12 protein-coding genes and 1 tRNA gene are annotated in these 13,316 nt (G+C 63.2%); all 13 read right to left on the minus strand.

The features are described from left to right. Positions 1-197 precede the first annotated feature (197 nt). Positions 198-1,553 (minus strand): ABC transporter substrate-binding protein, encoded by a 1,356-nt coding sequence (locus tag AC1DD7_RS12720; protein ID WP_477515236.1) that lies wholly within the window; start codon positions 1,551-1,553, stop codon positions 198-200. A gap of 223 nt (positions 1,554-1,776) precedes the next feature. Then, positions 1,777-1,850, minus strand: a tRNA-Leu gene (locus AC1DD7_RS12725). A 21-nt stretch (positions 1,851-1,871) separates the two neighbouring features. After that, positions 1,872-2,792: an N-acetyltransferase gene (locus AC1DD7_RS12730; RefSeq protein ID WP_477515237.1), complete on the minus strand. Its 921-nt coding sequence runs from the start codon at positions 2,790-2,792 to the stop codon at positions 1,872-1,874. Between the two features lie 60 nt (positions 2,793-2,852). Further along, positions 2,853-4,310 (minus strand): NAD(P)/FAD-dependent oxidoreductase, encoded by a 1,458-nt coding sequence (locus AC1DD7_RS12735; RefSeq protein WP_431119027.1) that lies wholly within the window; start codon positions 4,308-4,310, stop codon positions 2,853-2,855. A gap of 38 nt (positions 4,311-4,348) precedes the next feature. After that, on the minus strand, positions 4,349-5,722 hold the full coding sequence (locus tag AC1DD7_RS12740; protein WP_477515238.1) for a S8 family serine peptidase: 1,374 nt from the start codon (positions 5,720-5,722) through the stop codon (positions 4,349-4,351). After that, positions 5,719-6,675: a Ppx/GppA phosphatase family protein gene (locus AC1DD7_RS12745; RefSeq protein ID WP_477515239.1), complete on the minus strand. Its 957-nt coding sequence runs from the start codon at positions 6,673-6,675 to the stop codon at positions 5,719-5,721. Before AC1DD7_RS12745 ends, AC1DD7_RS12740 begins: the two co-directional genes overlap by 4 nt. Continuing rightward, entirely contained in the window at positions 6,672-7,355 is a 684-nt protein-coding gene (locus tag AC1DD7_RS12750) for a DUF501 domain-containing protein (protein WP_477515368.1), read from the minus strand. Before AC1DD7_RS12750 ends, AC1DD7_RS12745 begins: the two co-directional genes overlap by 4 nt. Before the next feature lie 68 nt (positions 7,356-7,423). After that, positions 7,424-8,263: an FtsB family cell division protein gene (locus tag AC1DD7_RS12755; RefSeq protein ID WP_477515240.1), complete on the minus strand. Its 840-nt coding sequence runs from the start codon at positions 8,261-8,263 to the stop codon at positions 7,424-7,426. Positions 8,264-8,443: 180 nt separating this feature from the next. Beyond that, positions 8,444-9,724: a phosphopyruvate hydratase gene (gene eno / locus AC1DD7_RS12760; RefSeq protein WP_477515241.1), complete on the minus strand. Its 1,281-nt coding sequence runs from the start codon at positions 9,722-9,724 to the stop codon at positions 8,444-8,446. A 116-nt stretch (positions 9,725-9,840) separates the two neighbouring features. Further along, positions 9,841-10,539: a MazG nucleotide pyrophosphohydrolase domain-containing protein gene (locus AC1DD7_RS12765; RefSeq protein WP_477515242.1), complete on the minus strand. Its 699-nt coding sequence runs from the start codon at positions 10,537-10,539 to the stop codon at positions 9,841-9,843. Then, the gene (locus AC1DD7_RS12770) at positions 10,517-11,659 is read right to left on the minus strand and encodes an adenosine deaminase (RefSeq protein ID WP_477515243.1); all 1,143 of its coding nucleotides are present in this window, start codon (positions 11,657-11,659) and stop codon (positions 10,517-10,519) included. The genes AC1DD7_RS12765 and AC1DD7_RS12770 overlap by 23 nt, the downstream gene beginning before the upstream one ends. 76 nt (positions 11,660-11,735) lie before the next feature. Continuing rightward, positions 11,736-12,443: a DedA family protein gene (locus AC1DD7_RS12775; RefSeq protein ID WP_477515369.1), complete on the minus strand. Its 708-nt coding sequence runs from the start codon at positions 12,441-12,443 to the stop codon at positions 11,736-11,738. 193 nt (positions 12,444-12,636) lie between these two features. Further along, the gene (locus AC1DD7_RS12780; protein WP_477515244.1) at positions 12,637-13,305 is read right to left on the minus strand and encodes a DedA family protein; all 669 of its coding nucleotides are present in this window, start codon (positions 13,303-13,305) and stop codon (positions 12,637-12,639) included. Between the last annotated feature and the right edge of the window lie 11 nt (positions 13,306-13,316).

Raw genomic sequence — 13,316 nt, forward strand, 5'->3', positions numbered from 1 at the left:
TCGTTGTTCCCCGCCCGCTACGCACCCCGCTTGCCAAGGCCGCTCTGCGCCCCAAACCCACTCCCAAGCACGCACACCAGGCCCCACAACACACCCCGGCACCCGCGCCTTGAAGTAGAGCACACGAAACAGAACAGGTCCCCTTCCTTGAGAGGAGGGGGACCTGTTGCTTTGTTGCGGTCTAGTTAGGCCTTGGCTTACAGCTTGCCGAACTCCGCCTTCACGGGCATTAGCTTATTCTCGTCGGTGTACTGATAGATGCCGATATAGGCTTCCGTCGGGTCACCCGCATCCGAGAACGTGATTGGACCCGACTGGCCGTCGTAGTCGATGTCCTTGCCGTTACGAAGCAACGTGACGCAGCTGGCGAAGTTGTTGCACTTCTCGCCACCCTGCGATACGTCCTTGAGCTTGGCTGCGATATCGGCGCCCTTGGTGCTCTTGGCTTCCTCAGCGGCGAGCGCAATCAGGTTTACTGCATCGTAAGACTCACCGCCGTATGTGAAGTCCTTCAAAGCCGGATCCACGCTGAGAAGTGACTTGGTAAAGGATTCCGCCGCGAAAGTGCCGGGGAATGTTCCGTGAGCGCCGGTGAGCGTACCCGGTTGGAAGTCCTTGCTGTAGTCGGTGGTGTTGCCATCAACCAGGAACAGCTGTCCGGGCTTTGCCCCCTTGCCTGTGACAAGGGGAATAATGCTCTTGGCTTCGTCAAATGTGATCAGGACAATGGCGTCCGGCTTTGCCGCAATGACCTTGTCCACCTGGCTGCTGAATTGGGTGTCGCCGGTATTGAACAGCTCCTCGGCTACGACCTTGCCGCCGGCAGCTTCAAAGGCCGCCTTAACGTTCTTCTGCAAGCCGGTTCCATACGCGTCGTTGAGGACAATCATGCCGATGGTCTGGGCGCCGCAGGTGGCCATGTAGTTGCCGAGAACCTTGCCCTGCAGGACGTCCGAGGGGGCAGTACGCCAGTAGAGGCCCTTGTCGTCCCAGGTGGTGAAGTCGGGCGAAGTATTGGCAGGGGAGAACTGGAGCACACCTGCGCCTGTGATCTGGTTGATCACGGTCTTGGAGACGCCGGATGATGCTGCACCAATAATCGCGCTCACGCCCTGGCCCAAGAGGGCGGTGGTGGACTGGGTTGCGATGTCGGTCTTGGTGTCACCGGAGTCACGGTGCACCACCGAAACCGGAGCGCCCAGAACGCCCCCAGCATCATTGACTTCTTTAATACCGAGGTTGACGCCAGCAACTTCCGGTGGGCCGAGGAACGCGAGCGACCCCGTCGTCGGCAGAAGCGATCCAAGTTTCAGAGGAGTGGCGGTAGTGGTGGTCGAGGGAGGTACGGGTCCCGTGTTGGTAGCAGCCTGGCTGTTGCTGGCTCCCGCCCCTGCACTCGGAGCCGGGCAGGAGATGCCTGCGGCGGCGGCGGAACTGGACCCGGTCTGGCTCGGCGTGGAGGACCCACCACAAGCTGTGGCCAGGAGGGCAACCCCAATGCCAAGCGCTGTAAGCTTGGCGGCTCGGGGCGCCGCTTGGGAAAGATCAAACATTCGTTGTCTCCTCGATCGAAAGGTGCGAACTGCCTTTGATGCGATAACTCAGGTGTTCCTGATTAAGACTCAAACTAGTGCAATTGATCCGGGAAGATAAGTGATTCAGGTCACATCCCTATAACACTCGTTGCCTGTGGGGAATCTACGAGCCTGCTGGGAAAAGTCTCTGAAGAATAGCCGACAAATGGAAGGGGAGGAATCGTCCTCCCCTTCCGGTCTGTGCCCCAGGTGGGACTCGAACCCACAACACGCGGATTTTAAGTCCGCTGCCTCTGCCAATTGGGCTACTGGGGCGCCCGCACCATGGTATCCCAGCTACAAGCGTTCGAATGGCGCCGCGTAGCGAAACGTGCCCCGAACGCCGTCGGGCCATGCCGTAAGCGGCAGCAGCTGGAAGTGATCGCCCCAGGCAGCCTCCGGCGGTTCCACACCCAAGGAGGTGGCCGGTACATAGCCGAAGCGCGGGTAGTAGACGGGGCTGCCCAACAAAGCTATGGCCGGCTCCCCTGCCGCCGTGGCGCGCGCTGCGGTCTCACGCATGAGGGCCGAGCCGACGCCGCGTCGCTGAAACTGGGGAAGCACGCCGATGGGACCCAACCCCACAAGCTCCAGGTCGCCGATCCAGCCGCGGGTGCTGATGGCATGGCCAACGATGTCCCCGCCGATCTCAGCCACGATGCTCAACTCTGGAATGTACTCGTCGCACTCGAAGAGCTCGCGCAGCAAGCCAACTTCCAAAGGGGTCCCCTCAACCGGCTGACCGGTCACCGGAGACACTGAAAAGGCCCGTGCCGTCAGCTCCAGGATTTCAGGGCGGTCTTCTGGCCGCTCAGTCCGCAGTACCACTCCCCGGGCCAGCAAACGCAACACGTCCAGCGCGCGGTCGGCCTCCGCAACGGGAACCAGCAAGTGGTCATGATGAAAGCCAGCCAGGACGTTGCAGCTGATGCCTGCATGCGTCAGCGCCGCACTCACGGCGGCCGTCAACCCCACCGCTTCCAACGCGGAATGAATCTGGAGCGTGATCCAGGCGGCCACGAAATCGTAAGCGAGGCCAAGCCTGTCCGCCTCGTTCCGTCGAAGGACCACAGTCAAACCTTCGGCCTCCCGGACGGCGGCCTCGATGCCGCCTTCCAGCGGCTTGCCATGCGGCCAGAGAGCGTACACGTAGTCACCGTCCCTGATGACAGGATGCAGTGACTCCAGAAGGGTCTTCAGATCAGTTTCGCCAGGCATGGCAACAGCTTAAACGACGACGGCCACTCCCCTCAGGGAGCAGCCGTCGTCGGACGTGTACTACTTGGCGTCAGCCGATACCGGAGTCTTGTCCTCGGCAGGCTTTTCCGCAACAGCAGGTGCGGGGGCAGGTGCAGCAGCCGGCTTGGGGGCCGGGGTTGCAGCTGCAACGAAAGCGCCACGTGGGTTGTCCAGGTCAATCAGCTGCGTGGTGTCGCGGCCTGCGAAGAAGGCCAGGATCCAGCCGAAGATCACACGGAACTTGCGCTCAACCGTGGGCATCGCCATGCCGTGGTAGCCACGGTGTGCCAGCCAGGCGAGGCCGCCCTTGAGGCCGATGCGGCCGAGCAGGTTGATGTTGGCAACGCCCTTCCACTCGCCGAAGCCAGCCACAGCACCCAGGTTCTTGTGCTTGTAGTCGTGCAGCGGCTTGTCCCAGCGGGAAGCCCAGAGGTTCTTGGCGAGCTTCTTCGCCTGGCGGAGTGCGTGCTGGGCGTTCGGGACGCAAGTACCGTCCGGCAGGCCCTTGCCCGTGAGGTCAGGAACAGCGGCGATGTCGCCGGCTGCCCAAGCGTTCTCGACGATGCCTTCATCGCCGGCAATACGGAGGTCCGGGAGGACGCGGACACGGCCGCGCGGTTCCAGCGGGAAGTCCGTTGAGCGGATCATCGGGTTGGCCTGCACACCGGCAGCCCACACGAGGGTGTCAGCTTCAACTTCACCGGCGGACGTCTTGTCCGGGAGGTTGATCAGCTTGAGGTTGCCCTCAGCGCTGTCCAGGGAGGTGTTGAGGAGGACCTCGATATCGCGGCTACGCAGGTGCTCTACAACCCACTCGGCCTGGGATGCGGTGACCTCGGGCATGATGCGGCCCATGGCCTCGACGAGGATGAAGCGGACTTCTTCCTGGCGGACACGCGGGTTGTTCTTGACCGCGGCGCGGGCGAGGTCTTCCATTTCGGTGAGGCATTCGATGCCGGCAAAACCGCCACCGACAACCACGAAGGTGAGGGCCTTGGCGCGCTCTGCGGGGTCCGTCATGGTGGAAGCGGCTTCAATGCGCTCCAGCACCTTGTTGCGAAGTGCTACGGCTTCCTCAATGGTCTTCAGGCCGATGCCCTTGTCAGCGAGGCCCTTGATCGGGAACGTGCGGGTGATGGCACCAGCTGCGATGACGACGTCGAAGTACGGAATCTCGAAGGGAGCTTCACCATTGGCAGGAGCCACAACCGCTGTGCGGTTTGCGTGGTCGATGCTGGTGACGCGGCCCTGGATGAGCTCGGTCTGCTTGAGGTGCTGACGGTGGGAGACGACGGCGTGGCGTGCCTCGATGTTGCCACCAGCGACCTCGGGGAGGAACGGCTGGTAAGTCATGTAAGGCAGTGGATCTACGACGGTGACGATGCCACCTGCATTCGCGATCTTCTTCTGCAATTTAAGGGCTACGTACAAGCCGACGTAGCCGCCGCCGACGACGAGAACCCGGGGACGGTCAATGAGCTCTGGGGTGGTTGCCATGAAACCAGAGTACAGCACTTTGTGAAAATCTTCACTAGCTACTTCCGGGTGGGTGGATCCACCGCTTCCAGCGTTCCCGTTTCGGCCTCTTCCGCAGCGGCGGGAGGGCTTTTGGCGACCCTGCGCAGCTGGATGGATGCGCCCACAACGATCACTGCGAAAATGCCTCCGAACCCGAGCACGACGGCGGCCGGAAGGGCGTCATCCACCTGTGCAGGAGTGGCGGCGACGGGCACGGTCGGATCCGCCAGAGTGGGCGCCGCGCTTGTAGGACTTGCCACAGGTGCCTCGGACGGGGTGCTGAAGTCGCCCCGACGGTGGACGCGGATCCAGTCCGCGATCGATCCGAGCGGATTGGTGCTTGTGGTCTCTACCTCTTCCTTCAGCGCTGCCTCTGCGTTGAGCACACCGTAGCCGTAAAGGGGGTCCTTGCCTGGGGCACCGGCGTCCTTGGCCGTGCTCACAATCCTGTTGATGACCTGCTTCGCACTCATGTCAGGCCACTTGGACCTGATGAGTGCGGCCACGCCGGAAACGATGGGCGCGGACCCTGAAGTTCCCGCCCACTGCGCGTATCCGCCTCCGGGCATCCCGCCCAGCAAATTTTCAGCCGGGGCGGCAACGCCAATGCTGATCCCTTGCGAGGAGGAGTCGACGCTGGCCTGGCCATCGCCGTCGAGCCCTGCCACGGTGAGCACACCGGGAATGGTTGCGGGAGCTCCCACCTGCACGTTGCCACCCACCCGGTTGCCCGCGGCGGCGACGATCACCACATCCTTTTGCTCGGCATAAAGGAAGGCTGCGTCCCAACTTTGCGGCCAAACCGGCGAGGTGCTGCCCAGGGAAATATTGATGACCTTTGCGCCATTGTCCACGGCCCAGCGCACGGCGTCCGGAATCTGCTCCTGGTCCGTCTTGCCTCCCGGGTTCGGTGAACCCAGCCAGGTGGACACCGCCAGGATCTCCGCTTCCGGCGCGACGCCGATGATCCCGTCCGGTCCCCCGGCAGGAGGAACCGTGGGCGAGGCTGAGGGCGACGGCGAAGCTGTGGGCGTGATGTGTCCGCGGCCGGCCAGCATGGTGGCTACAAGGGTTCCGTGCTCCGTTTTGGCGCCGATGCTCTTCTGTCCGTTGGGCGCACCGGCTCCGGAAACGTCCGTTCCGCCCACCACGACGCCCTTGAGGTCAGGGTGGTTCCCGTCAATGCCGCTATCGATGATGGCGACCTTGACTCCTGCGCCCTTGGACACCTGCCAGGCATTCGTGATTCCGGATTCCTTGAGCCAGTACTCCTTGTCCCGCCAGGCGTCCGCCATCGCTGCCGGCGCAGTCAACAGCGCACCGGCCAGCGCTCCCCCGGCCAGCATCGTGGCCAGGGCAGCGGAAAGCAGCCGACGGTATCGCAGGGTCATGCGGAGTCCCGGATACTCAGGGCAATCCCATCCAGGATGTCGTGTTCGCTGGAAATTGCACCGCTGATGGCACCGTTGCCCACGGCGGCAAGCCTTTCCAGGATGCGCCGCCACACCAGGGCTCCAGCTCCGATGACGTCCACGCGGCCTGGATGCATGTAGGGAAGAACGGCCCGTTCGTCGCGGGTCATTTCCAGCAGGCTGGTGCAGGCGTCGCTGATGGTTTCAATATCGAGGTAGGCACCGTGGATCCGGTCCGGCTGGTACTCGCTCAGGCCCAGGGCATGCGCAGTGATGGTGGTGATGGAACCCGCGACGCCAACCATGGCTGAGGCACGGTCAAGCGGAACCGTCTGCGCGGCAAGGTCAAGCGCGGCGTCGACGTCGGCCTCTGCTGCTGCAATCTGCGCCGCCGTAGGCGGGTCGCTGCGAAGGTGCCGTTCGGTCAACCGCACACAGCCGATGTCCACCGAACGCGCAGCAATCACGCCATTGGCGTCACCCAGGACGAATTCGGTGCTGCCGCCACCCAGGTCAACCACCAGGACGGCGTCATCCCCTGTGACCGGCAAAACGCTGCTGGCACCTGCGAAGGACAGTGCAGCTTCCTCATCACCCGAGATAACTTCAGGCTCCACGCCCAGCAGCTCCCGGATTCCGTCAACGAAAACCTGGCGGTTCCGGGCGTCGCGGGTGGCCGACGTGGCGGCAAAGCGCACGCGAACGGCACCGTGTTCACGGATTAGCGCTGCATAGTCCGCTGTGGCGGAGAAGGTGCGTTCCAAGGCCTCGGGAGCAAGTTCTCCGGTGGCATCCACGCCTTGTCCCAGCCGGACAACGCGCATTTCACGCACGACGTCGGTCAGCGGCCCGGGCGCCCCGTTCTCCGAGGCGTCGGCAATGAGGAGGCGGATGGAGTTGGTTCCGCAGTCAATGGCGGCGACGCGGCTCATGCGTCCTCCACCAATTCGCTGCCGGAGCCGGCCTTGGGCTTTCGGACTGGCGCCGGACGCCCCACGATGTCAGGCAATCCTTGAGGACCGTGACGGCTCAGGTCCCTCGAGGGAGCCTCGCCTGCAGTGTCCCAGGCGCCATCGCAGTAGCAGCGGTCCTTGGTCCACCACTCTGCGATTGCGTCCAAGGCTTCGTCACCCAGCGGGTTGACCCCGGGACCGGCAGCCAGCGAGTGGCCAACCAGGACGTGCAAGCACTTAACGCGGGTGGGCATGCCGCCGGCGGAGATACCATCGATTTCCGGCACGGCCCCCGTCCCGGAACGTCCAGCGATCTCATTGCGTGCCTGCAGGTAGGCCTCGTGCGCCCCATGATACGCGTCCGCAAGTTCCTGATCCGCCGTAAGCCGATCATTCATCTCATTCATCAACCCGCCGGCTTCCAGCCGCGACACGGCGGACGTGATGACCGGGTGGGTGAGGTAGAACGTGGTGGGAAATGGAGTCCCGTTGCTGAGCCGGGGCGCGGTGGCCGCGACGAGCGGATTCCCACATACACAGCGTGCGGGAATTTCCACCACGTCCCGCACCGGCCTGCCCAGCTGGCGGCTGAGGACATCGAGGTCGTGTGCTGACGGCTGGCGGGATTCCTGCGGCACGGCTGCCGTGTTCTCTTCCACTTGCGTTGCCAACCTTCCTGCCCTTTTGGCCATGTCCCAGTAGGACACGACGGCGGCGGGCACCGCGTCTAGTCTGTTGCCGATCGTCTGATTGACTCCCAGAGCGCATCCACCCAGGGCAGGTTTGCCGGGTTTGCGGATGATCCGGAGCCGGTGCGGCCCCCAGGGGTACCGGCGGCTTCTTCCCCGCCAAATACCCAGTAACCCGTTTCACCCGGCATAACCATGTTAATGCGGTCGCGGGCCTGTTGTTTCACGTAGTTGGGATCCTGCCACCGGGAGAGCTGCTTGTTCAGCTCCGCCTGCTCTGCCTCCTTGCTGGCGATCTCAGCCTCCAGGGCCGAGATTTCAGCGCGCTTCTCCAAGAAAATCCGGACCGTGGGCGCCAGCATGATAGTGATGGCAATCATGACCACAGCCAGCGCGAGCATCCTGCCCGAGAACGCCTTGGCAGGTACAGGATCGAGGTCCTGGGCTTCACGGGCACCGTTGCCGGAGGCTTTGTCTGAAGCTTTCGTGGACGCGGCTTTCGTGGAAGCGGCGGGGCTGGTCTTGGTGGACGCTCCCTTGGCGCTGCCCGCGGTCTTGGTGGCTGGGCTCTTGGTACTGCCTGCAGTCTTGCCACCGGCGGGGGTCTTGGCACTACCTGTCGTCCTGGCACTGCCGGAGGGCTTGGGAGCCGAGGGCTTTCTGGTGCCCGTTGCCGGCGTCGAGGATTCCGCAGAGCCGCGGGAGGCGCCGAACTCGGCCTCGATGACGTCTCCGCCAGCAGGGCCTGCGCTGTTTGGCTTGCCCGCCGTAGTGGGCCGTGCCGGACCGTTGGCCGTGCCTGCGCTGTTTGGCCTTCCTGCGCTGTTTGGCCTGCCGAGGGCGTCGGCCCTGGGAACCTTTGGACGACGGGTGGCCATGACACTCCTGTAATGCCCGGTGCTTGCCTGGCGGGTTGCTGCGCTTGCCCTGCGCGTAACGTACGTGTGCGGAACTTGCGTAGGTCCTGCTGTGCCCGCGGCTCCGCAGGCAAGCGTTAAACAGAACCGGTGGCTATGGTCTTTCCACCATAGCCACCGGTCAGCTGTTTTCGCGGAATGCTAGCCCTTGAAACGCGGGAACGCGCTGCGGCCGGCGTAGCGTGCGGCGTCGTCGAGTTCTTCTTCGATGCGCAGCAGCTGGTTGTACTTGGCGACGCGCTCGGAGCGGGCCGGGGCACCGGTCTTGATCTGGCCCGCGTTGGTGGCAACGGCGATGTCAGCAATGGTGGTGTCCTCGGTTTCGCCGGAGCGGTGCGAGGTGATGGTGGTGTAACCGGAACGCTGGGCCAGGGAAACGGCGTCCAGGGTTTCGGTCAGGGAACCGATCTGGTTGACCTTTACCAGGAGGGAGTTGGCCGTGGCCGTCTCGATGCCCTGCTGCAGGCGGACCGGGTTGGTGACGAAGAGGTCATCGCCAACCAGCTGGACCTTGTCACCGATAGCGTCGGTGAGGGTCTTCCAGCCTTCCCAGTCGTTCTCGTCCAGCGGGTCTTCAATGGAGACCAGCGGGTAGTCGGCAACGAGCTCAGCGTAGTAGGCGCTCATTTCCGAGGCGGTCAGTGCCTTGCCTTCGAACTGGTATGCACCGTCCTTGTAGAACTCGGAAGATGCAACGTCCAGGGCAAGGGCGATGTCCGTACCTGGGGTGTAGCCGGCGTTCTTGATGGCTTCCTGGATCAGGTCCAGTGCAGCGCGGTTGGACGGCAGGTTGGGGGCGAAGCCACCCTCGTCACCGAGGCCCGTGGAGAGGCCCTTTTCCTGGAGGACAGCCTTGAGGTTGTGGTAGACCTCAACGCCCCAGCGGAGGCCTTCGGAGAAGGTCTCGGCGCCGATCGGGGCGATCATGAATTCCTGGATGTCAACATCGGAGTCGGCGTGCGAGCCACCGTTGAGGATGTTCATCAGCGGAACCGGCAGGACGTGTGCGTTCGGGCCACCGAGGTACTTGTACAGCGGCAAGTCCGAGGAAGCAGCAGCTGCGTTGGCAACGGCCAGGGAAACACCCAGGATGGCGTTGGCGCCGAGCTTGCTCTTGTTCGGGGTGCCGTCGAGGTCGATCATGGCCTGGTCGATGCTGCGCTGGTCCGTTGCGTCGAAACCAATGAGAGCCGGCGAGATCTCGTCGATGACCGCGTCAACGGCCTTCTGGACACCCTTCCCGAGGTAACGGCCCTTGTCGCCGTCGCGGAGTTCAACAGCTTCGTGCTCGCCGGTGGAGGCGCCGGAGGGAACTGCTGCGCGGCCGATCTGGCCGTCGGAAAGCAGGACCTCAACTTCTACGGTCGGGTTTCCGCGGGAATCAAGGATTTCGCGGGCGTGAATGGCATCGATAAGCGCCATGGATGTGCTCCTTATGGGCAAATTACAGGAATGTGGAGGGAAATTCTCAACGTCCTCGTCGCTACTAGCGTAGTCGAGAGTGGCTTAGGTTACGGAACGGGTTCAAACTCCTCACGTCATGAAGGCTGGGCCTTCCCGTTCTGAAACGATCGAACTGCTGCGCGGAGGGCACGCTCGGCGTCGAGCCCTTGCTCCCGGGCGCCGGCAACGACGGCGAGCAACAGCTCACCGAGCGCCTCTTCCGAGTCTGGAATTGCAGGAAGCCCGACGGCGGTTGCCTGGCTTTGGGCCTCGATCGACAGCCCCGCACGGGCAGCACGGTCCAGGGACTTTTGCGCCCCTGCCAAGGCAGGCAGGTGCGGCGGAATTCCCTCGAACGGATCGGCACGGTCGGGCTTCTCAGCACGCTTCACGGCATCCCACTTCAGGATGATTTCCTCGACCGTGGCAGGGAATGTGGCCTGCAGCGAACCGTCCGGCTTGAACACATGGGGATTGCGGCGGACCATCTTCGCGTTGATGCCGCGCGCTACAGCATCAAAGTCGAAGCTGCCCCGCTCCTCGGCAAGCCGGGCGTGAAGCACCACTTGAAGCAGTACGTCGCCCAGCTCGCCGCGAAGTTCCTCGTCCCTGGCCGGCGAATCCCCGGCCTCGATCGAGTCCACAACCTCATAGGCTTCCTCGATCAAGTACTCCACCAGGGACTCATGCGTGAGCGCACCCATCCAAGGGCAATGCTCCCGCAACGAGGCGATCGTCCGGATCAGCTCCGCAACCCCGGTTGTGGACTCGTTAGCCGAGGTTGGCGTAGGCATCGTTGATGTACTCGACCAAAGCTTCACGCTCGTCCAGCGGCAGGAACGCGGCCTCTGCGGCGTTGAGCGTCAGTTCGAGCAAATCATCGAGGTCGTAATCGAAGGTCTCAACCAGGAGCTCAAACTCGTCCGTCAACGTGACGCCGCTCATGAGCCTGTTGTCCGTGTTGATGGTGACGTTGAAACCGAGCTGGAAAAGCATGTCCAACGGGTGGCTCTCGATGCCTTCGCCGAAGCTGGAGACAGCACCGGTCTGGAGGTTCGATGACGGGCAGATTTCCAGGGCGATTCCGCGGTCGCGTACCCAGGCGGCCACGCCGCCGAGCGTCACCATGCCGATGGTGTCCTCGCCGTCGTCGTCGGAGTTGTCTTCAAACTCCACCGTGATGTCCTCCGCGATACGCACCCCGTGCCCAAGCCGGAGAGCGCGTCCGTCCACGAGGGCCGACTGGATGCTGTCCAGGCCTGCGGCCTCACCGGCGTGGACCGTGGCCGGAAAGTTGTTCTCGGCAAGGTAGGTGAAGGCGTCCTTGAAGCGCGAGGGCAGGAAACCGTCCTCGGCGCCCGCGATGTCGAAGCCCACAGCGCCGTTGGCGCGGTGCCGAACAGCGAGTTCTGCGATTTCCTGGCCGCGATCCGCGTGGCGCATGGCAGTGATGAGTTGCCCCACCTGGATCTGCTGGCCGCGTTCTTCCGCCGCATCCACGCCGGCTTCGAGGCCATCCTGGACCGCTTCCACCACTTCATCCAGGGTCAGGCCCTTCTGCAGGTGCTGCTCGGGGGCCCAGCGGACTTCACCGTAAACGACGCCGTCCTCGGCAAGGTCCTCCACGAATTCCTTGGCGACCCGGAACAGGCCCTCCTTGGTCTGCATCACGGCAATCGTGTGGTCGAACGTTTCCAGGTACCGCACCAGCGAACCGGAGTCGGCGGACTCGCGGAACCATTCGCCCAAGGCAACAGGATCAGTGGAAGGCAGCGTGTGGCCGACGGCTTGCGCCAGTTCGATGATGGTTTCAGGCCGCAGTCCTCCGTCCAAATGGTCATGGAGGGAAACCTTGGGAAGGCTCTTCAAATCGAAGTCGAGGGCAGGGGCAGCGTCAACAATGGGCTCAGTCACGTACTAAGACTAATCCCCACGGCTGCCATGGACTCGTTTCAGGTGCCCGCTGTGGTCGCCAAGGGACGGCAGGAGCTTAGCCAGCAGGCTTGGAAAGGTCGACGCCGGCGACCGCCTTGTGGGCCAAGTCCTGCGGGTTCGCCGTAGGCGCCTTCGCAGTTGCAGCGGCAGCGCCGGCCTGATCCTTCTTCTCCGCATCCTTCTTCTCCAGATGCTTGTGCCACCAGCGAAGGACGTGGTCCACAATAATGCCCAGGATCACCGCGAACGCCACGGCAATGCCTACGCCGAGCAGCGGGTTGTTGTGCACCCATTGGCCGGCGAGAAGGCCGATGCCGATGGAGTAGCAAACCCAGGTGACACAGGCAAAGGCATCCAAGAAGAAGAATGTCCTGTGGCGGAACCCCGTCTGGCCGGCAACGTAGTTCACAGCCACACGTCCCCAGGGAATGTAGCGGGCCGTGAAGATCAGGACTGCCCCACGTTTGTCGAGCTCATAGTGGGCCCAGGCAAACATCTTCTGGACCTTGGGGCGCCGCATCCACTTCCAGCGCGTCAAACCGATCTTGCGGCCCAGCATGTACGCCATGTTGTCGCCGGCCATTGCACCAACCAAGGCCGTGGCCCCCAGAATCCAAAGGTTCGGCTGACCGCTGTGAAGGGACAGCGCCGAGAGCCCAACAATGGCTGTTTCACTGGGAAGGATGGTGGCAAATCCGTCAATGAAGAAAAAGACGAGGAGTACCGGGTAAATCCAAGGCTGCCCGGCTGCATGCTCGAGCATTTGGTTCAAAAACTCCACGCGGCGGTAGCTCCTAGGCGAATATGACTTGACACTGTGACGGAAGTCGCTCTTAGTGTCCCATGGCCGGGACGTCGTTCGCTACGCCCCAGCCTCGGGATCACAGACTTAACGCTACGCGTGGAGTACGCGTTCCGTCGTCAACCGCCGGGCTGATCTCCCGGCGTCGTTCGTGTCATACCGTGGGTGGAGGCGGCGCTTCTTCCTCAGCGATATTCGTGCCTTCAGCGATGTTCTTGCGGTCCAGCGGCGCCGATCCCCTGACCCTGCTGATGATGCGGTCAATGATGATGCCCAGAATCACCGCCACCACAATTGCAATCACTGCACCCAACAGGTGGTTGTGCTCGAACCAGACCCCAAAGAAGTACCCGAGGACCACTGAATAGCTGGCCCACAGGATGGCCGACATTGCAGTGAGTCCCACAAAGCGGCGGTGATTGAAGTGCGTGGCACCGGCTGTGAGGTTCACTGCCACCCGGCCGATGGGAATGAAGCGCGCCACCATGATGAGTGAGGCTGACCGCCGTCGAAGTTCCTTCCCGGCCCAGCGGAAGGCGCCCTGCATGCGCTGCGTACGCATCCAACGCCAACGCTGGACCCCGATCCGGTGGCCTATCAGGTAGGCGATGTTGTCACCTGAGAAAGCACCGATTGCTGCCATGACGCCGAGCAGCCACACGTTGGGCGCGCCTCCGCCGCCGGAGACAGCACTCAAACCGACCACCACGGACTCGCTGGGGATGGGTGGGAAGAAACCGTCGATCAGGCAGCAGGCCAACACAAGGAACAACACCCACGGCTGCTCGGCCGCGGCGAGGATGAAATCGTTGATGGCCTGCACGGGATCTAAGC

This window comes from Paenarthrobacter sp. 10L412 (genome assembly GCF_056395565.1).